The 20,167-nt window shown below is 51.7% G+C and carries 17 protein-coding genes and 3 pseudogenes; 6 read left to right on the forward strand and 14 right to left on the reverse strand.

The window, feature by feature from the left end; genetic code table 11:
* Positions 1-106: 106 nt before the first annotated feature.
* Positions 107-520: pseudogene (locus GOB87_RS14100) on the forward strand (IS5 family transposase); the annotation flags it as partial.
* Here GOB87_RS14100 and GOB87_RS14105 read toward each other — a convergent pair.
* The 3 genes from GOB87_RS14105 to vapB all read right to left on the reverse strand — a co-directional run bounded on the left by GOB87_RS14105 (position 451) and on the right by vapB (position 1,917).
* Entirely contained in the window at positions 451-798 is a 348-nt protein-coding gene (locus tag GOB87_RS14105) for a hypothetical protein (RefSeq protein WP_242006458.1), read from the reverse strand. The pseudogene GOB87_RS14100 and the gene GOB87_RS14105 sit on opposite strands and share 70 nt — an antisense overlap.
* Before the next feature lie 483 nt (positions 799-1,281).
* Positions 1,282-1,692 carry a type II toxin-antitoxin system tRNA(fMet)-specific endonuclease VapC gene (vapC, locus tag GOB87_RS14110; protein ID WP_166318153.1) on the reverse strand — a complete coding sequence of 137 codons (411 nt, stop codon included), beginning with the start codon at positions 1,690-1,692 and terminating at the stop codon, positions 1,282-1,284.
* Complete coding sequence (vapB, locus tag GOB87_RS14115; RefSeq protein WP_166318156.1) at positions 1,693-1,917, reverse strand: type II toxin-antitoxin system VapB family antitoxin; 225 nt, start codon at positions 1,915-1,917, stop codon at positions 1,693-1,695.
* Positions 1,918-2,097: 180 nt separating this feature from the next.
* On the opposite strand from vapB, the gene GOB87_RS14120 reads away from it, so the two are divergent.
* Positions 2,098-2,517 carry a hypothetical protein gene (locus tag GOB87_RS14120; RefSeq protein ID WP_166318159.1) on the forward strand — a complete coding sequence of 140 codons (420 nt, stop codon included), beginning with the start codon at positions 2,098-2,100 and terminating at the stop codon, positions 2,515-2,517.
* A gap of 225 nt (positions 2,518-2,742) precedes the next feature.
* On the opposite strand, the gene GOB87_RS14125 is transcribed toward GOB87_RS14120, so the two are convergent.
* The 3 genes from GOB87_RS14125 to GOB87_RS14135 all read right to left on the reverse strand — a co-directional run bounded on the left by GOB87_RS14125 (position 2,743) and on the right by GOB87_RS14135 (position 5,648).
* Positions 2,743-3,639, reverse strand: coding sequence for an NAD-dependent epimerase/dehydratase family protein (locus GOB87_RS14125; RefSeq protein WP_014106240.1), 897 nt, complete (start codon positions 3,637-3,639; stop codon positions 2,743-2,745).
* A gap of 49 nt (positions 3,640-3,688) precedes the next feature.
* On the reverse strand, positions 3,689-4,345 hold the full coding sequence (locus GOB87_RS14130) for an alpha-ketoglutarate-dependent dioxygenase AlkB family protein (protein ID WP_052051561.1): 657 nt from the start codon (positions 4,343-4,345) through the stop codon (positions 3,689-3,691).
* 193 nt (positions 4,346-4,538) lie between these two features.
* Entirely contained in the window at positions 4,539-5,648 is a 1,110-nt protein-coding gene (locus GOB87_RS14135; RefSeq protein ID WP_014106238.1) for an NADH:flavin oxidoreductase/NADH oxidase, read from the reverse strand.
* Positions 5,649-5,843: 195 nt separating this feature from the next.
* Here GOB87_RS14135 and GOB87_RS14140 point away from each other — a divergent pair, with 195 nt between their 5' ends.
* Positions 5,844-6,731, forward strand: a complete 888-nt coding sequence (locus tag GOB87_RS14140) for a LysR family transcriptional regulator (protein ID WP_014106237.1) — start codon at positions 5,844-5,846, stop codon at positions 6,729-6,731.
* A 332-nt stretch (positions 6,732-7,063) separates the two neighbouring features.
* On the opposite strand, the gene GOB87_RS14145 is transcribed toward GOB87_RS14140, so the two are convergent.
* The 4 genes from GOB87_RS14145 to GOB87_RS14160 all read right to left on the reverse strand — a co-directional run bounded on the left by GOB87_RS14145 (position 7,064) and on the right by GOB87_RS14160 (position 13,619).
* The gene (locus GOB87_RS14145) at positions 7,064-7,675 is read right to left on the reverse strand and encodes a TetR/AcrR family transcriptional regulator (protein WP_048851167.1); all 612 of its coding nucleotides are present in this window, start codon (positions 7,673-7,675) and stop codon (positions 7,064-7,066) included.
* A 272-nt stretch (positions 7,676-7,947) separates the two neighbouring features.
* A complete protein-coding gene (locus GOB87_RS14150; RefSeq protein ID WP_035352878.1) occupies positions 7,948-9,435 on the reverse strand; it encodes an efflux transporter outer membrane subunit in 1,488 nt (495 codons plus the stop codon).
* Positions 9,435-12,578 carry an efflux RND transporter permease subunit gene (locus GOB87_RS14155; RefSeq protein ID WP_035352875.1) on the reverse strand — a complete coding sequence of 1,048 codons (3,144 nt, stop codon included), beginning with the start codon at positions 12,576-12,578 and terminating at the stop codon, positions 9,435-9,437. Before GOB87_RS14155 ends, GOB87_RS14150 begins: the two co-directional genes overlap by 1 nt.
* A gap of 24 nt (positions 12,579-12,602) precedes the next feature.
* A complete protein-coding gene (locus GOB87_RS14160; RefSeq protein WP_050856126.1) occupies positions 12,603-13,619 on the reverse strand; it encodes an efflux RND transporter periplasmic adaptor subunit in 1,017 nt (338 codons plus the stop codon).
* Positions 13,620-14,036: 417 nt separating this feature from the next.
* On the opposite strand from GOB87_RS14160, the gene GOB87_RS14165 reads away from it, so the two are divergent.
* A complete protein-coding gene (locus GOB87_RS14165; protein ID WP_014106232.1) occupies positions 14,037-14,654 on the forward strand; it encodes a YceI family protein in 618 nt (205 codons plus the stop codon).
* A gap of 374 nt (positions 14,655-15,028) precedes the next feature.
* Entirely contained in the window at positions 15,029-15,625 is a 597-nt protein-coding gene (gene wrbA / locus GOB87_RS14170; protein ID WP_166318167.1) for an NAD(P)H:quinone oxidoreductase, read from the forward strand.
* 54 nt (positions 15,626-15,679) lie between these two features.
* On the opposite strand, the gene GOB87_RS14175 is transcribed toward wrbA, so the two are convergent.
* Complete coding sequence (locus tag GOB87_RS14175) at positions 15,680-16,600, reverse strand: LysR family transcriptional regulator (RefSeq protein ID WP_014106230.1); 921 nt, start codon at positions 16,598-16,600, stop codon at positions 15,680-15,682.
* Positions 16,601-16,762: 162 nt separating this feature from the next.
* Between GOB87_RS14175 and GOB87_RS14180 the strand changes: the two genes are divergently transcribed.
* Positions 16,763-17,464, forward strand: coding sequence for a pirin family protein (locus tag GOB87_RS14180; RefSeq protein WP_166318161.1), 702 nt, complete (start codon positions 16,763-16,765; stop codon positions 17,462-17,464).
* Positions 17,465-17,694: 230 nt separating this feature from the next.
* On the opposite strand, the gene GOB87_RS14185 is transcribed toward GOB87_RS14180, so the two are convergent.
* The 3 genes and pseudogenes from GOB87_RS14185 to GOB87_RS14195 form a co-directional block, all read right to left on the reverse strand.
* Complete coding sequence (locus tag GOB87_RS14185; RefSeq protein WP_041247853.1) at positions 17,695-19,146, reverse strand: efflux transporter outer membrane subunit; 1,452 nt, start codon at positions 19,144-19,146, stop codon at positions 17,695-17,697.
* Positions 19,133-20,056, reverse strand: a pseudogene (locus tag GOB87_RS14190) (HlyD family secretion protein); the annotation flags it as partial. The pseudogene GOB87_RS14190 and the gene GOB87_RS14185, both read right to left, overlap by 14 nt.
* A 10-nt stretch (positions 20,057-20,066) precedes the next feature.
* Positions 20,067-20,167, reverse strand: a pseudogene (locus GOB87_RS14195) (IS5/IS1182 family transposase); the annotation flags it as partial.

Here is a 20,167-nt window from a genome sequence, read left to right on the forward strand (position 1 = left end):
TCAATCAGAGGTTCCCAGATCGCCCATGTCTCGTCCGTAAAGGTGCCTGTTCTGTCTCCTTCTTCCATCCCTACAATATGGGAAGAAATTCAAGATCTAACAGGCCCTAATCGGACGCACTAAAGGGGGCATGAACACCAAGCTGCATGCAGTCACCGATCAGAACGGACGACCGCTGAGCTTCTTTATGACAGCCGGACAGATCAGTGATTACACCGGAGCCTCTGCTCTGCTGGACAGCCTTCCCATGGCACAGCGGTTGCTGGCGGATCGGGGTTATGATGCTGACTGGTTCCGGGATGCCCTGGAGGAAAAAGGGATCAGGCCCTGCATTCCGGGAAGAAGATCTCGCGGAAAACCAGTCAAATACGACAAGCGAAAATACAAAAGACGCAACCGCATCGAAATCATGTTCGGCCGCCTCAAGGACTGGCGGCGGGTCGCAACACGCTATGACAGATGCCCGACCGTCTTCTTCTCAGCCATCTGCCTCGCTGCAACCGTCATCTTCTGGCTATGAGTCCTGAGCCTAGCGATGGCGTTACGGAGTTGCATGATCTCCGCATCCTCCACCGTGGCCAGTAATCCGGCATTGCCTTCGGCCACACGGTCGGCGACACGCCCGAAATCCTCCCGGTCGGAAGGGCGGAACACCGTCCGGCGACCGACCGCTTCTCCCATGCCCCGATCCAGCGGGCGTGCCGGGACAGGTCGCGTTCCGAAAGCCCCTTCAAACGGATTACGAACGGCCTTGCGGCCACCCTGGCCGCCCGTAAACAGCGAAAAATCTCCGTCCATGCACCGGCTCCATTCTGCGGGCGAGCAAGGTCCGTATTCGAGACCATGGTCGCTCATATTGTGCTCATGAAACTATGGTGACACCAGATATTGTGTCCTGCACGAACAAGCGGCGATGCCATTGTCTTAGTGAAGGCCATGCGAAAATTATCACGCACACGTGAAATCAGGCAAAACTACGCTGCGCTTTCAGTCCCATCTGCATCCTATGTGCATCCTACGCCGCGTTTCAGACAACAAAAACCCGCCTGAGTGAGGCGGGTTTTTATTGTCTGATCAAGGACTTGCGCTTGGTTGCGGGGACCCACAACCGAAGAAAACTGCGCTCCGCCAATAAAGAGCAGGCTACATTGGTTGCGGGGGCCTGCAACCAAAGAAAACTGCTGCTTGTCAGCGGGTTCGTGGAGAGGCTCGCCGCATGACATAGTCGATTGATAAACAATCGTTTTTATCAATATTCGGTCTCACTGCGACCTCTTTCGGTCAGACCGTGTCAGTCAGCCAGTCCTCGGTTCGAAGACCCTCTACCCGCTGAAATTCTCGCAGATTGCCGGTCACCACAATCAGCCCTCTGCTCCGGGCATGCCCGGCAATCATGAGATCATACGGACCTATGATACGGCCATTCCGTTCAAGTTCGGCCCGAATGTCCGCCGTATGGGCGGCCGCTTCACTATCGAATGGCAGGACCGCCAGCCTTACCGCAAAGCGCTCGACCTCACGCCTTGTGCGCACGGGATCGGACGAGCGTTCCGCGCCATAAAGCAGTTCATACAGAACCACGTCCGAGATGCAGAGTTCCTCCGCACAGCTGTTGAACCTCGGACGCAGCCCCTGTGGTCGATCCCGCAACACCCGGATACAGAGGTTCGTATCCAGCAGGTAACGCAGCATTCAGAGCGCCTCACGTTCCTGCATGGCCGGCTGGTTCCGCTCCACCAAATCCACCCCGGGAGCCGCAAAAAAATCATCCCACGCTGCGTCAGCGGGGGCGATGATCCGTCGTGAACCTTCGGACACGATGACGACGTCACGCACCTGCTCCCCGAAGGCGACCATCTTCGGCAGACGCACTGCCTGCGAGCGGTTGGATAGAAAGAGTGTCGTACGGGTCAGCATCGGCATATTCCTCCCCACGGATATGCATCATGTATATCCCATTTGGACGACGATGTCCCGTACTTTCGAGCCCCTCCGCACCACATGCATATAATCCTGGCAGGTGATACAGTGGCCCTTCCGCCTGCCCCATGATGGTATTGTTCTCATCTCTCCCTGCAAGACAAAAAGACAGCATTCATGACAGACAGGCCACGAACACGGAGTGAGACTTTCGCCCGCGCAGAAGAACGGGGGCGCCACCTGACAGCCACCATTCTGTCAGGGCCGGACATGCTGACGGGAGAGATTTTTGCCCATCGTCTTGGCCTGACTGTCTCAGACCTGCATGATCTGGAACAGGCCCATGCTGTCCTCGTTCTGCCAGAATCCTCACCACGAGAAGCGCGCTATCCGGCCTGGCAGATCGACGCGACGGGACAGCCCTTCCCTGTCCCGCCCGCACTTTTCGATACGCTGGGCGACAGCGGATGGACCATTTACCGCTTCCTGATGCAATCTCATCCTGAACTTGCGGGTCAGACAGCCCTGGAAGCGCTTCGCGATGGCAGGGTGCACTGGTCGTCAGGCTTGCCCACAGCATTGCGGAAGGAACCTTAGCCTGCCCCCCCTTGCCGGTCGGACCTCTTCACTTTCACCACTCCCACACCCTGGGGGCCCGCAACGTGAAGCATACTGGCGCTACTGCCCTCGTCACTCTTAATGCCTTGAGGCTGCTACGGATTCGCAACCATGACCTTGACGAGTAAGATAGCTCTGACGCCAGCTTCCTGACTCGTATATGACGGAGTGGTAAAGCCGAAATTCAGATGTACCCTCTTTCTCTTACGGATTTTCTGCTGAAATATTATTTAGAATCCATGTGTGAATATCTGCACTGTTCGGCTTCCATCCCCATGCCCGCGAGTAGAGGCTGCGCACCCGACTGTTAGACGCCAGGGAATACAGAGCCCTCTGACGCCCCCAGCGTTTTATGGCGGCCTCAACCGTCATGGAGGTTGCCTCACCAAGCCTCAATGCATTGGCAATAGACTGCGCCATATCCCGAAAGGATGCCTCTCCACTCTCAACAAATACAAATGTTGCCGGCGGAGCCTGTTCAAGCGCTAGGAAATACAGGTCCACGACATCTGCTATATGGACTGTCGACCAGCGGTTAAGACCTTTGCCAATATAGCGGGCGCAGCCATTCTCCCGCGCGTAGTCTACCAGAAGGGGAAGCTGGACACTATGAGCCGTCGGCCCCAGAGCCTTTCCATAGATCAGTGAATTACACAGAATGATTGACCGTATTCCAGGTGTTGTCAGGATCGCGTGATCGAGAGCAACTCGCGGAGCTTTTTCTGCCACAGGCAGCGGCATATGGCGCTCGTCGAAAATAGCCTCGCTCGCTTCACCTTCAGCATGATCAGCGACCAGACTGCTGCCACTCGTATGCAAGAAGGCTTTACCGGAACCTGAAAGCGCCGCGAGAAAGGTATCAACTGCATCCCGCTCATCACTGCTTGCCGCATTAACGACCACATCTGCTCTTTGGGCTTCTTCTATGAGAAGATCACGATCCGCCAACGTTCCTTGAACAGGCACCATGCCCAACGCTGCACAGGCCGCCGCTTTCTCGGCGGAGCGAACCAGCCCTCGTACGTCGTGTCCCCTGCGAACAGCTTCAGCAGCAAAGGAGCCGCCAATATAACCACTGGCCCCCGTAACAAACAGCCTCATCTTACCTCTTCCCATAAAAAATAGCAGTCAGCAACGTCACTCTTATTGATCACGGATCCGTCCCTGATTGTTCTTTGTGGGTGACCGACTTCAGAGAGCGGCCTGATACTGGATCAATCTGTCGGAACGTGAGGCTTATTCTGGCCCCTGTCACCGCACTTGTTCTGGGGACAGCATGTTGCCAGTACCTCTGCGTCATGCCACTCATGATAAGCAAGCTGCCATGCTCAAGAATAATGTCACACCTGCTGCGATGATCGTCCCACCGTCTCAACGAAAACTTTCTCTCTGCACCGAGGCTGATCAAAGCAATCGTTGGTTCAGTTCCCAGTCCCTCTTCGTTATCGCTATGCCAGCCTATGCTGTCTGCGCCGTTCCGATAGAGATTGGCCAGCATAGAGTTAAAGGGAGCTTTCGCCAGCTCTGAAACACGTTGCCGGAGCTGCTTGAGCACAGGGCTCCAAGGCTCTGGGTGAAGATTATGCGCCAGCGTGGTATATGTATGAACGATATCCCCATGCCAGCCACTCAAACGAGGCTGATCTATTACAGTATCATGAATCCGGACTTTGTGCTGCTCCCAGACCAGCTCTGAACTCAGTCTCTTCATCAACAGATCGGGAGACAGTCCAAGAGATGGACGAGGATCATAGACGACCGTTCCTCCATTCAATTTGAGATGTCTTATTTCGCCGAATAGATCCACATAGCCTCCAGATCAGCCTTTTTGTAAGACTGCAATCGCTCTTCTACCCTCTCATAATCAGCCAACGGCCCACACGCTCCATACGGCAACTGCCTGTTCCTTTGAAAAAGAAACAGGCAGCACGACCCGATCTAAAATGCGTTTGGGCTCAACCTCGCGGGTAGCCAGACGGTATCAGATAACGTCTGGCACCTCAGAACTGGCCAAGACTATAGCGTTCAAGCCAACGGGCATAAGGAGCAGGCAAAACCCAGGCGGGTCGATCCGCGCGCAAGGCCTTTGCGGCTGCGTAGGGCCAGTGCGGATTAGCAAGAAGGGCGCGCCCAACTGAGACAAGATCCAACCTGTGTTCCGCAGCGGCCTGCTCTGCCACAGCAGGCACTTCAAACCCCCATGCTGACGTCACCGGAAGACCCACTTCTTCACGGACACGCCCAGCAATAGGCGCCATGAAGCCGGGGCCCCACGGAATATTCACTTCAGGAATGGTGAACCCAATACTCACGCTGAGCAGATCCAGTCCTTCGGTCTTGAAGCGCTTCACCAGTTCCATGGACTCAGCAAAAGTCTGTTCGTCACGACCATCGAACTCAATAACTCCGAAGCGGACCGTCAAAGGCAAATGTTCCGGCCACACTTTTCTGACTGCCGCGAGAGTTTCGACCAGAAAACGACTGCGGTTTTCCAAGCTTCCACCATAGGCGTCGGTTCGCTGATTGCTATGCTCAGAAAAGAAACTCTGCGCCAGATAACCATGAGCAAAATGGAGTTCAATCCACTCGAAGCCAGCCTCAAGAGCACGTCGCGCCGCATCAACAAAATTCTGCTGCACACGCTTTATATCTTCAAGAGTCATGGCTTTAGGCGTCCGGGGCAGATGCTTACCAAAAGCGATGGCGGAAGGCGCGATCGTCTGCCAGGCACGGGGGTCATTTTCAGGAATATGGTCATCTCCCTCCCATGGACGGTTGGCATTCGCCTTACGTCCGGCATGCGCAATCTGAATACCAGGAACGGCGCCAGCGTCCTTGATGGCCTTGACAACAGGAACAAAAGCCTGTGCCTGCTCATCATTCCACAGACCGGCACACTTTGGGGTAATGCGACCTTCCGGAGCGACGGCTGTCGCTTCGACAACGACCAGCCCAGCCCCACCCCGAGCCAAGGCACCATAGTGAATATGGTGCCAGTCATTCACGACCCCATCCGTGGCCATATACTGGCACATCGGGGGAATGGCGATACGATTACGCAGTGCAATGTCCTTGAGGGTAAACGGTTTGAACAGAGAGGGAGAGGCCATGATTAACTCCACTTTTTATAGCAAAACTGAATGCCCGGTATCCCATCGACAGATTGAAGTCGCTTTGAGGAATATATCTATCCGGCATCATTCATCTTGCTGGTTCAGAATAATACGTGTTTCTTCTACCCCTTGTCATGCTTGCGATAAATGGGACAATTATCCGAACATAACGGAACAAAGCGCAATCATACCATGACACATTTTGGAGCCCTGGAAGCCTTTGTGCAAGCGGCAGAAACAAGCAGTTTCAAGGAAGCCGGTCGACGGATTGGCCTCTCCTCATCAGCGATTGGCCGAACAATAGCCAAGCTCGAGCAGGAACTAGGTGCTCGTCTTTTTCACCGTTCCACACGCGCCATCAGTTTGACGGCTGAAGGAGAAAAATTTCTCTTTCATTGCTATCGCATTTTTGCAGAGTTTGATGCAGCCAGAGAAGAATTAAGCGCAGTCACCGCAGAACCCAAAGGACGATTACGCATCGGTTTCCCTAATCTGGGTACTGAATTGATGCCACATATTGTTGCTTTTCAGAAACGCTACCCAGAAATCGAACTGGATCTCGATTTCAGTGACCGGTTGGTCAATCTGGTAGAGGAAGGGTTTGATGCTGTCATGCGGATTGGTTCTGTTGATGATTCGCGTCTCATGATGCGCAGACTTAGCGGATTTCATCATAGACTTGTCGCAGCACCAGACTACGCTTCCCTCCGGGGCCTGCCAGTCAGCCCTGATGATCTCCAGACACATCTCTGCCTGAGATATCGTTATCCCAGCAGCGGAAAACTGGCCCCATGGCCATTTCTGACTAATGGTGAACTAATCAGTCCGGACCTGCCCACATCTTCGGTTTCCAACAATATAAACTCATTGCTAAGTATGGTAGAAAACGGACTTGGTATCGCCCTGCTTCCAGACTTCATGGTGCATGAAAAGATAAAGGCAAAGCAGCTCATCCCCGTTCTGGACGAATATATTCATGACAGAAGAGACGTCGGCATCCTGTGGCCGTCCAATAGACAGTCATTACCCAAAATCCGAGCTTTTGTTGACTTTATGGCGGGTCGCCTTGGGTCAGCATAATCCTATGCCTGAATGTGATGCTCAAGATACTCGACTAATTCAAGATGCTACGTTTTTCAACTTAATTCACTCTGCGAACCACAACAGACAATTTAAACAGGCCGAAAATACCCAGATCATGTCCCATGGATGCGCCCAATTTGCAGTCCGGAGCCCTCGTGTAGCGGCTACGAGCCATTATAGGCCCAAGGCACACTGAGTATTGCTCCTCCTCAAGAGACTGGTGCACCAGCAGAGAATATGCCGGTGCACATTCTTCTAATACGTCAAACGTGCAAATAGATCACGCCATAAAGACACATTCTGAAATTCCAGGAGCGAGCGTAACTTTACTAAACGACATATCCCCTCTGAAGAAGCGCGGATCGAATAAATTCAAGCTGGTATCTGACGCGTTGTTCATGCTCTTTCGCTGAAAGAGATCGGAATATTTCGGTATAAACAGCGCCGAAAAACATACAGTCGAGAATAGTTCTGGCATCATTTCGGACTTTATCCCCCGAAATATCGGGCTCGGCAGCTTGTTTTATGATATCAGAAACTGTTTTGAGGACAAATCCCTCAAATTTCTTTTCAAAATCCCAACCGTCAATCCCCTCACAAATTTTAATACATAGCCCATCATCTTTTGGAAGAGCGTGATCACGGTTATGCTTATAAATAAACAGAAATATCGTGGCTATTTTTTCAAAAAGATCTTTTTTTGTGTCAATCTCTTTTTTTATTTTTTTGGCGAAGGAAGAAAAAACCTGATCACCAACGGCATCTATAATTTCATTTTTTCCTTTGAAAAAATTATAAATGTGTGCGGGTGACATACCTGCCGCTTCCGCAATATCGGACATGGTTGTCTTTGACTGCCCGTAACGCTCAAACAATAAGCGTGCCTGCTCAACAATCTGCGTCCTAACAGCTTCATCACGCTCATTTTTGTTCTTCAACATCAAGGATGGTCCCATCGTTAGCTCAATCACCAGCCATTTAGATTATTAAAATCCATTTGCAAGCACAGATTACATCAATTTCAATATCCAATGGCAGAGTTGATGATCAGACATTCGTAATTTGATCCCAACGCGCCCTCAAGAAAAACAAGACTTGGACTCACAACATTTTATCCGCTCCAAGCCTCTTCGCATGATGAAGCCAAACATTCTGAACCCCATAGAAATGTCGGCACAGCAAGCCATCCTATAATGCTGTCTGTCAGACAAGCTTATAGAATATGCTCACCGATACGGAATGGGCGCTTTGGCGTCTCATTCTCCCAGCCACCCCCTAATACCTTATAGAGCGTAACAGCGTTTGAACGCTGACCGAGATGGATAGAAATCCCTTCCGTCACGGCGTTGAGATAAGTTCTCTGGGCAACAAGTGTTTGCAGATAACTGTCTGACCCCATTTCAAAACGCGCACGAGAAAGCCGGTATTGCCGCTGTGAAGCCGAAACAAAACAATCCTGCGCCGTCGTTTCCCGAACATAAGTCTCTCTGGCAGCAAGCGCGTCTGCTACTTCTCTAAAACCTGTCTGGATTGATTTTTCGTAGCGGGCAATCTCCATACGCTTGTTTGCTTTCGATTGTTTGAGTTGGGCCGTCAATCGACCTTCGTCAAAAATCGGAAGTGTGATCTGCGGGGCGACATCCCATGCCCCCATTCCGGATCGGAAAAGGCGTTTGATGCCACTACTTGCTGTACCATTTGACGCAGTAATCTGGATCTTCGGAAAGAACTCAGCCCGAGCCTCCCCAATATCGTCATTTGCGGCCAGAAGCGTATGCTCTGCGGCAAGAATATCCGGACGCCTACCGATGAGATCAGACGGGAGACCTTCTGGAACATCCGGAAAGTCTACTATGTCAGCAAGAGCTTTCTTTCCTTCCAGTGCATTTTTCTGAGCGTCCGTCAGAGGCCTTCCTACCAGAAGTTCCAGCTGATTGAGGGCCTGAGCCCGCTGACGGTCATAGATCTCCAGTTGCTTTTCAGCTTCACGCAGCGCCTCCTCTGCCTCCGCCACATCAAGGTCGCTCGACGAACCGCTTTTACGCGCTTCAAGGACGAGATCGTAACTTTTCTGCCAGCTTTTCAGAATATCTGATGTGAGTTGATATCCTTCATTGTTGGCCACCCAGTTAAGAACTGTCGTAGCGACGCTTGCTTTGAGCGTAATATTCACGCTCTCACGCGTATAGACGTCACTCATGTAATGATCAAATGCCGACCGGGAAGCACTCCTGATGCGCCCCCATAGATCAATCTCATAAGAGGAAACGCCGAAACCGACACCATACTGCCTTTGGTAAATAGACCCCTGAGAAGCTGGTGTATGGGGAAACCGCATGGTTCGAGCAGCATATTTCTGGATATTTCCTGATGCATTCCCCGTCAATGACGGAAACAGACTCGCATTTTCAATATCAAACTGCGCACCAGCTGTTTCGATCTGCTGAATGGCAACACGATAGTCACGGTTGTTCTCCAGCGCTTCTGCAATAAGAGATTGAAGAAGTGGATCACGATAAAAGTCGCGCCATGCAGCATCGGATTTCACGGCATCTGACGAGACGCCTTTGGTATTACGATAGGCAGACCCATTCGGCCAAGTCTTGCCAACCGGGCTGGCTGGCCGTTCGTAATGCGGAATCATGGTACATCCTCCAAGAAGCAGGAAGACCAGTGATGAAAAGGAAAGCTGCCTCGACATCAGTGCGCCCCCCCTTCTTCCGCTGTGCTGACGGGAGGCTTATCTGGAGCATTGCGCTGAACCCGGAACAGGGTCAGAACCGAAACAAAGAATTTAGGCACGAACAATACAGCCAGCACTGTCGCACCAGTCATACCACCGACAACCGCTGTGCCGATGGCAATATGCGCAGCCGAACCTGCCCCTGTGGCGAGTGCCAGCGGCAGAGTACCAACAATGAAGGCAAAAGATGTCATCAGGATGGGACGCAGACGTTCTTTTGCCGCGATCAAAGCTGCATCAGCCAATGTTGCACCCGCATCATAGTGCATCTTCGCGAACTCCACGATAAGAATTGCATTTTTGGTGGCCAGACCGACTGTTGTAAGCAGGCCGACTTGGAAATAGATATCGTTTGCCAGACCGCGCAGGAAAGTAGCGAGTGCAGCACCAAGAATTCCGAGTGGAATCACGAGCATGACAGCGACAGGAATTGACCAGCTCTCATAAAGTCCTGCCAGACAGAGGATAACGACAATCAATGAAACAGCATAAAGTTTCCCGGATTGCCCTGCACTCTGCTGCTGTTCATAGGAGATAGAAGACCACTCGTGCGATAGCCCTACCGGCAGCTTTGCCGCATAATCTTCCATGATCTTCATTGCCTCGCTACTGCTTATGCCTGCCGCTGGCGCACCCAGAATTTCGAAAGCGGGAACACCATTGTAGACATCCTGCTTCTGGGCCCCAATTTCCCACTTTGGATCGGTAAAAGCAGTGAGCGGCACCATCTGGCCCTGTGTATTGCGTACAAACCATTTCTCTAGGTCGCGGGGCTGCAACCTCGAATCCATCTCCCCCTGAAGAAAGACTTTTTTGGCACGGCCACTCATATTGAATTGGTTGATATAGGCAGAACCGAAGGCGCTCCCGATCGTATCATTGATATCGCTATTGGAAACCGAATAAGCATTGGCGCGCTCCCTCAGAACGTTCAAATGCCATTGTGGTGCGTCATCCAGTCCATTCAGACGGACAGCAACAAGCCTCGGATCTTTCCGCGCCATGGCAATGAGCTGGTCCTTGGCCTGAGAAAACTGCTCGTAGGGAATTCCCCCTGGATTGGTCAGCTCAAAATCAAAACCACTGGCATTGCCGAGTTCAATGACGGGTGGAGGAAGAAACGCAACAACCTGGGCTACCCCATACGTCGCAAAATGCCCGTTAATATCAGACGCTATGTCCTGCGCTGTACGAACGGCACCCGTACGCTCATCAATATGCTTGAGCTTGACTGCGATAAAACCTGCACTTTGACTGCGTCCGCCAAAATGGAAGCCAAACACCGTCAGGACATTTTCTACAGCACCTTTATCGTGTGCCTGGACATATTCACGAATATCTTTCTGCACACGTTCCGTGACATGCGCCGAACTGTTGAGCGGCGATTGAACCTGCACGAAGACGACTTCCTGATCTTCATCAGGCAAGAAACCTTCAGAAAGCTTAAAAAAGCATAGCACAGCGGCAACGCTCAGAAACAAATACCCCCCCCATGCAAGCGGTGTCGCATTCAGACGCACCACGATACGACCATAATACTCAAGCAACGCGTCGAATGACCGGTTAAACCAGCCGAATGGACCCTTCGTCGCCTGACCGTGGGATGGACGCAAAATAGTGGCACACAACGCCGGCGTGAACGTAATGGCGGTAATGACCGAAAGCGTCATGGCCGCAATGATGGTGATGGAGAACTGGCGGTAAATGATGCCTGCAGAGCCACCGAAGAACGCCATGGGCAGGAAAACCACTGACAGCACCATTGTGATGCCAAACAGCGCACCTGTAATTTCCTTCATTGATCGGCTTGTCGCGTCGGCGGGTGAAAGATTTTCTTCCGCCATCAGACGTTCGACGTTCTCAACCACAACGATTGCGTCGTCCACCAGCAGACCAATTGCCAGTACCAGCGCCAGCATTGTCAGGGTGTTGAGCATGAAGCCCGACGCCTGAATTACGGCGAAAGTTCCAAGCAACACGACGGGCACGGCAATGGTGGGAATCAGAGTGGCACGAAAATTCTGCAGGAACACATACATCACCACGACCACAAGACCGATCGCAATAACCAGTGTCTCTACAACCTCGTGCATGGACTCCATGACGAACGGCGCTGTGTCATAAGCATAAACAACGTGCACGCCTGCGGGAAAGGACGACGCAGCACGATCAAACAGCGCCTTTACGGTGGAGACTGTCTGAATCTGGTTGGCACCAGGCGCGAGATTGAGGGCAAGACCGGCAGCAGGGTGCCCATCTACGAGACCCTTTGGCTGGAAACTTTGTGCCCCTAGTTCCACACGCGCAACATCACGCAGACGAACCTGTGTGCCGTCCGGGTTGACCTTCAAAAGGATATTCTGGAAATCCTCCGGTGTGGTCAGACGCTGCGGCCCCAAAATGACGGCGTCAAGCACCTGTTCATCCGGGCTTGGCAGCGCGCCAATCTCACCGGATGAAACCTGAAAGTTCTGATTTGTAACCGCGTTGCGAACATCCGTTACAGTCATCCCGTAGCTGGTCAGTTTCTCCGGTTTGACCCATATGCGCATTGCATATTCTGAACCGAAGAAGGTGTAGTCACCAATACCCGTGACCCGCGTAACCGGTTCCTGAAGATGGTTAGCGACAAAATCCCCCAGAGCATAGGAATCGAGCCGGTTATCCTCACTTACCAACATGGCGATCAGAGTAAAACTCTTGGTTGCCTTGGTAATTTTCACGCCCTGGGCAACCACATCTGGCGGCAGGAGTGCCTGCGCCACTGTCATGCGGTTTTGCACCTGCACCTGGGCGATATTTGGATCCGTGCCCTGAATAAAGGTCAGCACCACCTGCGCTGTGCCATCCTGCTGCGCAGACGATGAGATATATTCCAGCCCATCAAGACCATACATCTGCTCTTCAATGGGCTGCACAACAGTTTTCAACACTGTTTCAGCGGAGGCACCTGGATAAGTAACACTGACGGTAACTGGTGGAGGTGCGATACTGGGATATTGGCCAATAGGTAGGGTCATGAGCGCAATAACGCCCAGAAGCGAGATTAGAAGAGCAACGACCCAGGCAAAAATTGGCCTTCGGATAAAGAAATCTGACATCACATAAAACTCCGCAACTGTCCGTCAGGCCGGTTCGTTAAGAAGATGTATCGAATCGCCGGGCTGCAAGGTTTGGAGTTTTTCAGTAATGATACGATCACCGTCAGAAACACCATCAGTAATCACCCATGAATTACCGCTATCCTGAATAATTTTTACTTTCCTTAGGACAGCCTTACCGTCAGATCCGGCAATCAGGACATAAGGGTCGGCGTGCAGGTCTCGCAGCACAACGTTCTGTGGGACAAGAAAAGCTTTTCGCCGACCATAATGCAGAGTTGCATGCACAAACATGCCCGGAAGCAACATTGCATCCGGATTCTGGAATGTTGTTCGCAGCGTGGTCATTCCGGTTCCCGGATCGACCATTACTTCGAGAAGATCAATTCGGCCTGGTGACGTATAAGGGCGTCCCGTATCGAGGACGACATCGACCTGGCCAGCCCCAGTCGAAGTATGGTCACGCTTCTCATTCATCAGGGATTCGCGCAGGCGCGACACCGCCTCACCTGTAACGGTCAGATCGACATAAATCGGGTCCAACTGCGTGACCGTCGCCAGAGGTGTGGTCTGATTTGCCGTCACCAATGCGCCTTCCGTAACGAGCGTGCGGCTGATACGCCCGGAAATTGGGGAATAAACACGCGAATAATCAAGATTAACCTGAGCGGACATGATCTCCGCTTTCGCGCTCGCAATATCCGCCGCTGCCTGAGCCGCAGAGGAGACGGCATCGTCATAGTCCTGATGACTGACGGCGTTAATCCCGGACAAATGGGTGAACCGTGCTTTTCGTGCGTCTGCTGCAACGCGTTCCGCCTCTCCATGAGCCAGATCAGCCTTTGCCTGCGCTAGGGCTGCTTCATAGGGAACCGGATAAATTTGATAGAGCTGCTGGCCCGTCTTGACATCAGTCCCCTCAACAAACAGGCGCTTTTCAAGAACACCGCTGACCTGCGGCCGGATTTCGGCCTGTCGATAAGCTGCGGCGCGTCCGGGAACATATCCTGTCAGATCTACGGACTGCTCGTGCGCCCGCATGACATGGACATCCGTCACTGAAGGAGCATTCGCGTCCGCGTTTTTCTTGCCACACGAAGGCAGAAGAAGAAGGAGACCTGCGATGCAGGCATTAGAAAACGTGCGCGATGTCACGAGCCATGGTCCTTTCAGTCAGCGTTTAACTATTTTATTGAACATTGAATATTATGTTTTTCGTTCACTGCCAAGCGTCATCTTTCAGGCCCTCCCACCTGGCAGACCCCGCAGATGCAGTCCAAGACTGGACGCCTCTCACAATAGAGAAAATTTTGAAACCATATGTTTCCAACGTTTGCATTTATTTATTGAAAATACAGCTGTAATAAATTTGATATGTTGAACAGGCGTCGAATTGATAGCCTCCTAGAACAATCTAAGACTACACCGGGTATTAATCGTCTATTTGGAGTTATACTTATGAAATACGGTCTTTCTTTTGTTTCCGCTGCAGCCATGGCAATCGGGCTTCTGGCAGGTAACCCCGCGTCCGCGCAGGTTGTCACCAACGCAGCCCAGTCTCAATCTGGCACCTATAACGTTGAACCGGGCCACACACAGGTTGGCTTCTCCGTGCTGCATTTTGGCTTTACAAATTATCAGGGCGTATTCTCCAATGTGTCCGGCACATTGACACTGGATGCGCAACACCCAGCCGCCTCCAAGCTGTCTGTTACCATCCCTGTAGACTCCGTACAGACCACCAGCGCCAAGCTTAATGATGAACTCAAGAGCGATCAGTGGTTCGACGCTGCCAAATTCCCCAATGCCACGTTTGAGTCCACGTCAGTTCATCTGACTGGCCGCAACGATGCCATCGTAACAGGGAACCTAACCCTCCATGGCGTGACAAAGCCTGAAACACTGAAGGTTCACTTCATCGGTGCTGGCGTGAACGCACTGGACAAAAAATATACCACTGGTTTTGAAGCCACAGGCACCATCAAGCGCAGTGACTTCGGTGTGAAGATGTATGTGCCTTACGTGTCTGACGATGTGACTCTGCGCATTGCTGGCGCATTCGAAAAGCAGGACTAACGCTTGCAGCCACCTCTGCACGCAGTTGGTCCAAACAGTTAGAATACCCCAGTTGTGATCATCCTTCAGTGAATGATTACAACTGGGGATATCAGCCCTGACTGCGCGAGATGTTGCAACTGCGCAGGCATTCTCGCTCGCGTGGCGTGACTGAGCTGCTTGCAAAAAGACATTTACGGATCATTGGTCGTTCTCAAAATCTGTCCTGATATCGACATTACGAACAACAATAGGGTTCTCAGATCCTTACATGCTAAATCCAGAAACAGAATGTTTCCAACTTTAGGATGTTTGATAATCGTACAGGAGTTATCATCATGGGGTTTCTGAACTCCTTAAAGACATTGTTTTCATCACCTGAGAAAGACGTAAAAATGCCAAAAGTTCTCGTTCTCTATTACTCATCTTACGGTCACATCGAAACGATGGCCAACGCAATTGCAGAAGGGGTCCGTGAAGCAGGCCTTGAAGCCGATGTAAAAAGAGTACCTGAATTGGTGCCTGAGGATGTTGCGAAATCGCATCACTTTAAGACGGAGCAAAGCGCTCCCATCGCGACCACGGATGATCTGGTTAATTATGATGCCATTATCATAGGAGCTCCGACGCGGTTTGGCCGCCTCCCTGCTCAGATGGCAAACTTCTGGGACCAGACAGGCGGTCTGTGGCTCAAGGGCACACTGATTGGCAAGGTTGGTGCGGTCTTCACCTCCACGGCTTCCCAGCATGGTGGTCAGGAAGCAACCCTGTACTCTCTGATGTCCAACCTTTTGCACCACGGTATGGTTATCAGCGGCCTTCCTTACAGCTTCCAGGGTCAGCTTAAAGTTGACGAAGTCACTGGCGGCTCACCTTATGGCGCCACGACGATTGCTGCAGGTGACGGATCACGTCAGCCAAGCAGCAATGAACTCGATGGGGCGAAATTTCTCGGTCAGCATGTGGCCGGCATTACTAAAAAACTAGCCTGATTATCAAAGCCTTCCCGATACTCTTCTTCAGGAAGGCTCTTTGTCCGGTTCAGGCTACCTCTCGGTTTTTACCCATGGTGGATGCTCAAAAGCCTTTATCAGATAATCTATCAAGGCTTTGACACGGTTAGGTCGCATCGGGCTTGGAGGGGTAATCAGGTATAGACTTATGACAGGCCCTTCCCATTCTGGAAGAATTCGTTCCAGTCTTGCTTCCTGCAATCCATCTGAAACCATAAATTCGGGAAATAATCCGTAGCCTAGCCCCTCCTCTAAAGAGGGCAGGAACGCTTCAGCATTGTCCGCACGGAACCTAGACGTTTGTGGCAGGACAAATTCTTTACCTGAATTCTTCTTTCGGAGACGAATCATTCCTGGAGCAGCGGTATTCGTATAAACGAAGCTTTTACAGTCCTCCAGATCTCGTGGATGTTCAGGTCGGCCGACAGTATTCAGCCATGCCGATGATGCCACCAGAAAGAGACCAACATCGCATAATCTTCGTGCGCGCAAAGAGGAATCAGCAAGAGCGGAGATACGTAACGCGATATCATATCCGTCAGCCACCACATCTACAATTGCATCGCTGAAACTGATATTCAGATCAATCTCAGGATAGCGCCGCATAAATTCCGGCAAGACGGGGGCAAGATGGCGGATACCAAATGTCACTGGTGCGGTAATGCGAATACGGCCAGAAGGGCGTTGCATATCACCACGAGCTTCTGCTTCAGCAGCTTCAGCTTCGGTAACAATACGATTGGCATAGCCAAGAAGGGCCCTCCCGGTCTCAGTAAGGGAAATGTGACGAGAATTCCGATTGAACAGCGCAATACCTAACGTCTGTTCAAGACGACTGACCGCCTTTGAGACAGTCGGCTTGGAGAGCTGTATTTCTTCTGCCGCACGCGCAAAAGAACCAAGTTCCGCCACTTTTGCGAAAATAGCCCATGCTTCAAAATCCGGCAGTCTCATACAACTTCCCCCTTGGCTGATCGTCCAGTTATATCTCGACATACTCATTGCGCCAAGAAAGAGAAACCGTATCTTTCCACTATTGCCATTTACGACAGTAACGCCGGGCGGCTATTTTTTGACACCATCCACATATCGTCACCTCCATCTGGAAAAACCATCATGATCGAAGTTCGTCCTTACTCACAGCTAGGGCACGCCAATCATGGCTGGCTAGATACACGGCACCATTTCTCGTTTGCCAACTACTATAATCCTAGCCGGATGAATTGGGGTGCTCTCCGCGTCTGGAACGATGACGCTATTGCGCCGGGGGCCGGTTTCGGCATGCATCCCCATGAGAATATGGAAATCATAACCTATGTCCGGGAAGGCGCCATCACCCACCAGGACAACCTGGGCAATAAGGGACGTACCATCGCAGGTGACGTTCAGGTTATGTCTGCTGGTACCGGAATCAAGCATAGCGAGTATAATCTTGAGGATGTCACAACCCGGATATTCCAGATATGGATCATACCGACCCGATCCGGATATGCACCGTCGTGGGGAACCCGGGTGTTTCCGAAAACCGATCGTGCTGGCAAGTTTATCATACTCGCATCCGGTTACGAAAACGACGGTGATGCTCTTCCAATTCGCACAGATGCACGCGTCTTGGGAGCAACATTAATAAGAGAAGAGAATACCGATTACCATCTTGGCATAGAAAGGCTGGCGTATCTGGTCGTTGCCCGCGGCACCGTGGAAATTGAAGGTCAGATGATCAGAGAGGGTGATGGTGCTGCCATCTCAGAGAAAGATACCCTCACAATCCTTGCACATCAAGATTCTGAAATAGTGCTTGTTGATACAAGGCTATAAAAAAAAGAGTACGGGGAGGGTTCGAAAAGCCCTCCTCTCAGCTTTATTAATTTTCCTCAACCCATTAATATCATCATGAGTGAAAAAAGAAGCTTAAGGTCTTTCTTACTCTTCATTTACCTAAAACAACAAAATAGATTCAAAATATTTTATCATAAACATGGAATAAGTCCGCGATTTACTTGGTTATTCTCTTACAGTAGCAGCACTGATGCTGCCACGTGTGATGTTCACTGCAAAGGAAAAGTCCCCTCCCAGCCTCCCCCCAGCGCCCGATAAAGCTGGGCAACAGAGGTCGATACACTCGCTTCCGACTGAATAAGCTGATTTTCGGCAGCCAGAAGCTGGGATTGCAAGGTCAGGACATTAAGAAAATCAGCAGCTCCCGCCGCATACTGTCTCTGGGCTGTATTTACTGCGGCATTATCGTGCGCCACGGCCTGACGTAATTCATCACGTTGCTGCTGGGCTGCACTAAAACTGGCCAGCGCATCGTCAATCTCATGCCAGGCATTCAGGGTTGTCCGCTGATACGTGATGAAAGCTTCCTGTTGCTGGGCTTTTCGCAGCATCAACTGCCCTCGGAGCCTGCCTCCTTCAAAAAGGGGCACCGTCATTGTCGGTCCAAACCCATATTGACGCGAAGCCCAATTCCCCAACTTGCTGAAATACATCGCCTGCATGTCCAATGTTCCCGACAGGGTCACGCGCGGCAGAAAATCTGCGATTGCCACACCAATATTTGCTGTTGCAACATGTAGTTTTGCAGCTGCCATCCGGATATCAGGACGCCGATCAGCCAGTTCCGAAGGGACACCGATATCGATAACCGAAGGCACTGAAGGAATGGGATGCGGCGCCTCAAGTAATGCCGTTAATGCTCCTGGTTCACGTGCGATCAAAAAACTCAGAGCATTGATAAGATGAACCTGCTGATTACGTAATACCGGTAGCCGTGCATTAAAGGTGTGATAAAGTGCCTCGGAGTCATCTACATCAAGCGTGGTCGTAACCCCTTTTGTGAATCGAAGAGTCGTCAACTCCACGCTCCGTCGCGCAACTGCGAGATTCTGACGTATAATTGCCATTTCGGCCTGCACTGCACGCAATTCAATATAGTCTCTGGCAGCTTCAGCCATGAGTGAGACGATGACATCACGACGCATTTCGTCGGTAACATCCATCGCAGCCCGCGCACTCTCCACAGAGCGCCTGACATGCCCCCATAGATCGACCTCCCATGAAGCACTCAGTCCATAAGTCGGGAGATTGAACGCTGGCGTGGGATGAGTCATGCCGATTGGGGTACCAAGCACCGACCTTACGCCATTGGCGCTGATCTGATTGCGTTGATAGTAGGCATTTCCATTAAGGGAGGGAAACTGTGCAGCTCCTGCTATCTTTCGTTCTGCCTGACTTTGAGCGTATCGGAAACTTGCTGCCCGCAAATCGAGGTTTTTTGCCGCAACCTGTCGTTCAAGATCATCTAAAATAGGATCGTGATACACTTCCCACCATTGGGGATTGATCCTTTTCATATCCGCCTTGCTGGAAGATGCAGGCAGACTTTCATGCCATCTATCTCCAGAAGGCATCCGTGGATCATGAAAATCGGGCCCAACGGTGCAGGCACTCACCATTAGTCCCAACAGCGCAAAACCCAGTCGCTTAACGCCATTCATAGCGATCATCCGATGCATGAGGGCCGTCAGCTTTCGTCTCTGTATCGATTCTCACTTCAACCGACATGCCAACACTCACTCGCGCAGCAAGAGGCTGGCCCGGATCAAACACAATGCGGACCGGGAGACGCTGCACCACCTTGGTAAAGTTCCCCGTCGCGTTGTCTGGCTGGATCGGAGAAAATGCGACCCCGGTCGCGCGCGCCACGCTATCAACATGAGCCCGCAGGTGATGCCCCGGAAAAGTATCAACCCAGACTGTAGCCCGTTGCCCGGGCATTACGTGAGTTAATTGTGTTTCCTGAAAATTGGCGACCACAAAAGCATCCTGAACGGGAATAACGCCCAGGAGCGCAGTACCAACATGAACATAGGCCCCCACACGAACACCGCGCGCGCCAACCACGCCATCAATTGGTGCCGTTATCGTGCAGTATGACAGGTTGAGTTCAGCCTGCTTTTCTTCCCCTTGCGCACGCTGTAATGCCGCTCTGGCACGCTCAAGTTGCGCTTGAATGACAGGAACCTGCTGCTCCGCCGCTGAAGCCTCTGCCTCATCACGAGCAAGAAGCGCAAGAGTCTGTTTTGCCTGTGTTGCTGTACGTTGACGTTGCTCAACAGTTCCTGCTCCACCTGCAGACAAATCGCGATAACGCGCCTCATCCAGCCTCGCAAAGGCAAGAGCAGCCTTATCAGACTCAACCGACGCGTGCGCCGCGGCGATAAGAGGTTGCTGCCGTTTGAGGGTCGCGCTCAAATTATCAATATCCGACTGAGCGGATGCCACATTAGCCCGGGCTATCCTGAGGGAAGCCTGAAAGTCCCAGTCCTGAATGTGAGCCAGCGTCTCGCCTGCTTTCACGTGCTGGTTATCCTGTGCCTCAACTTGATCGATCCGACCTGAGACCTTAGAGCCTGAATCAGAAAGCGGTTTGATTGATTTTCCGCAGAACTCTGCGGATATGGGCAATCATCAACCATGCGCAGGATGACGAGATTGTTGCCTCGACATCCTTCGTGA

The sequence above is a fragment of the Acetobacter estunensis genome, assembly GCF_011516945.1.
Classification (GTDB): Bacteria; Pseudomonadota; Alphaproteobacteria; order Acetobacterales; family Acetobacteraceae; genus Acetobacter; species Acetobacter estunensis.

Coding starts and splice junctions, on each gene's coding strand:
- GOB87_RS14150 (WP_035352878.1), bottom strand. CDS start 9,435: ATGTCGAGGCAGCTTTCCTTTTCATCACTGGTCTTCCTGCTTCTTGGA.
- GOB87_RS14155 (WP_035352875.1), bottom strand. CDS start 12,578: ATGTCAGATTTCTTTATCCGAAGGCCAATTTTTGCCTGGGTCGTTGCT.
- GOB87_RS14120 (WP_166318159.1), top strand. CDS start 2,098: ATGACAGACAGGCCACGAACACGGAGTGAGACTTTCGCCCGCGCAGAA.
- GOB87_RS14145 (WP_048851167.1), bottom strand. CDS start 7,675: ATGTTGAAGAACAAAAATGAGCGTGATGAAGCTGTTAGGACGCAGATT.
- wrbA (WP_166318167.1), top strand. CDS start 15,029: ATGCCAAAAGTTCTCGTTCTCTATTACTCATCTTACGGTCACATCGAA.
- GOB87_RS14185 (WP_041247853.1), bottom strand. CDS start 19,146: ATGAATGGCGTTAAGCGACTGGGTTTTGCGCTGTTGGGACTAATGGTG.
- GOB87_RS14175 (WP_014106230.1), bottom strand. CDS start 16,600: ATGAGACTGCCGGATTTTGAAGCATGGGCTATTTTCGCAAAAGTGGCG.
- GOB87_RS14135 (WP_014106238.1), bottom strand. CDS start 5,648: ATGGCCTCTCCCTCTCTGTTCAAACCGTTTACCCTCAAGGACATTGCA.
- vapB (WP_166318156.1), bottom strand. CDS start 1,917: ATGCTGACCCGTACGACACTCTTTCTATCCAACCGCTCGCAGGCAGTG.
- GOB87_RS14125 (WP_014106240.1), bottom strand. CDS start 3,639: ATGAGGCTGTTTGTTACGGGGGCCAGTGGTTATATTGGCGGCTCCTTT.
- GOB87_RS14165 (WP_014106232.1), top strand. CDS start 14,037: ATGAAATACGGTCTTTCTTTTGTTTCCGCTGCAGCCATGGCAATCGGG.
- GOB87_RS14180 (WP_166318161.1), top strand. CDS start 16,763: ATGATCGAAGTTCGTCCTTACTCACAGCTAGGGCACGCCAATCATGGC.
- GOB87_RS14160 (WP_050856126.1), bottom strand. CDS start 13,619: ATGCGGGCGCACGAGCAGTCCGTAGATCTGACAGGATATGTTCCCGGA.
- GOB87_RS14105 (WP_242006458.1), bottom strand. CDS start 798: ATGGACGGAGATTTTTCGCTGTTTACGGGCGGCCAGGGTGGCCGCAAG.
- GOB87_RS14140 (WP_014106237.1), top strand. CDS start 5,844: ATGACACATTTTGGAGCCCTGGAAGCCTTTGTGCAAGCGGCAGAAACA.
- vapC (WP_166318153.1), bottom strand. CDS start 1,692: ATGCTGCGTTACCTGCTGGATACGAACCTCTGTATCCGGGTGTTGCGG.